Raw genomic sequence first — 1,832 nt, 5'->3', positions numbered from 1 at the left:
ACCTTCGACGGCCGGCTCTCCGCCGCCCGGCGCTGAACCCCAACAACCCCAGAACCACCGTTAGCTTTACAGACCCGAATCAAGGTCAACTCTCCATCAAGTTCGGGGTGTTGTTCCCGCATCTGGTCGAGCGGCAGCGCCGTTTGCTGATGGGTGCGGAGGCGCGAGCCCTGGGGCACGGCGGCATTCGGACGGTCGCGAGGGCGGCCCAGGTCAGCGAGACGACGGTCCGCAAAGGCGTCGCCGAGTTGGGGGCCAGTGAGACGCCGTTGGGGCGGGTCCGCAGGCCCGGTGGTGGCCGTAAGCGGGCCGTGGATCTTGATCCGGGGCTGCGGTCCGCGCTGCTGGAGCTTGTGGAACCGGACGAGCGGGGTGATCCGATGTTGCCGTTGCGGTGGACGGTGAAGTCGACCAGAAGCCTCGCCGCCGAGCTCACCCGACAGGGACACAAGGTGAGCGCGGACACCATCGGAGACCTGCTGCGCGAGGAGGGCTTCAGCCTTCAGGCCGGCGCCAAGACGCTCGAGGGCAAGCAACATCCGGACCGTGACGCCCAATTCCGCTACATCAGCGAGCGAGCCCGGGAACACATGAATGCAGGCCAGCCGGTGATCAGCGTGGACACGAAGAAGAAGCAACTGGTCGGCGACTACAAGAACGCCGGCCGTCAGTGGCGGCCCCAGGGCGAGCCGCCACTGGTCAAGACGCACGACTTCCTGGACCGCCAGGGGCCGGGCAAGGCGATCCCGTACGGGATCTACGACATCGCAGCGAACACCGGCTGGGTCACTGTCGGCACCGATCACGACACTGCTGCCTTCGCTGTCGCCTCCATCCGCCGCTGGTGGCAGGGCCGAGGCCGGCACGACTATCCGGCGGCCAACCGTCTGCTGATCACCGCGGACGCAGGCGGGTCCAACGGCTACCGCACCCGAGCCTGGAAGACCGAACTTTCCGCCCTGGCCTCCGAGACGGGCCTGAACATCACGGTCTGCCACATGCCGCCGGGCACCTCGAAGTGGAACAAGATCGAGCACCGGCTGTTCTCCCACATCTCAATGAACTGGCGCGGCCGTCCTTTGACCAGTCATGACGTCATCGTGAGAAGCATCGCGGCGACCACTACCCGCACCGGACTCACCGTCCACGCCGAACTCGACCCGGGGACCTACAACACGGGCATCAAGGTCACCGACAGCGACATCGATGCCCTGCCCATGCACCGCCACCGCTTCCACGGCGACTAGAACTACACCCTCCACCCCTCACCGCGAGACACCGCCACAGCCAAGACCCCGCGATCAGTCGGCAGCCTGTCCCCGCAGCCCTGCACCGAGCGTCTGCGCAACCCGAACCTCGCCGGGATGCCCGAATCGGAGCTGGCCGAACTCGTCAGCCAACTCAACCAGAAACTGGACGAGTTACGTGAGCAAGGACGGCGACAGCAGCGAGGAGGCGAGCGCGTCCGGGCTCGCGGCGCAGGCGCCAAGGACAAGCTGACCACCGCCGACAGAGTCCTGGCCGCCGTGCTCTACGTGCGCAAACTCGGTACCCGAGACCTCCTTGCCCAACTCTTCGGAGTCAACGGCAGCACCCTCACCAGGGCTGTTCACCAAGTCCAGCCCCTCCTGGCCGAGCACTGCCAGACCATTCCGCCCTCAACAGCCAGGTTCCACAAACCCGCCGACGTCGCCGCATTCCTTGCGAACAGCAGCCCCACCGAGATCAAAGCAACACGTTGATTTTCTGCGAGTCCTTAGACGTTGTCCTATGTGGTGAGGCGGAGTAGTCGCTTGTAGCAGCACAGTGCGGCTGCCAGGCCGAGGATGGCC

At 65.8% G+C, this 1,832-nt stretch carries 1 pseudogene; it reads left to right on the top strand.

The features are described from left to right. Positions 1 to 149: 149 nt before the first annotated feature. A pseudogene (locus H9Y04_RS45520) lies at positions 150 to 1,742 on the top strand (ISAzo13 family transposase). The last annotated feature ends 90 nt before the right edge of the window (positions 1,743 to 1,832 follow it).

The organism is Streptomyces polyasparticus (assembly GCF_014493765.1).
Taxonomy (GTDB): Bacteria; Actinomycetota; Actinomycetes; order Streptomycetales; family Streptomycetaceae; genus Streptomyces; species Streptomyces polyasparticus.
Note: the sequence above shows the minus strand (reverse complement) of the source record. Positions and strands in the feature narration are given on the sequence as shown.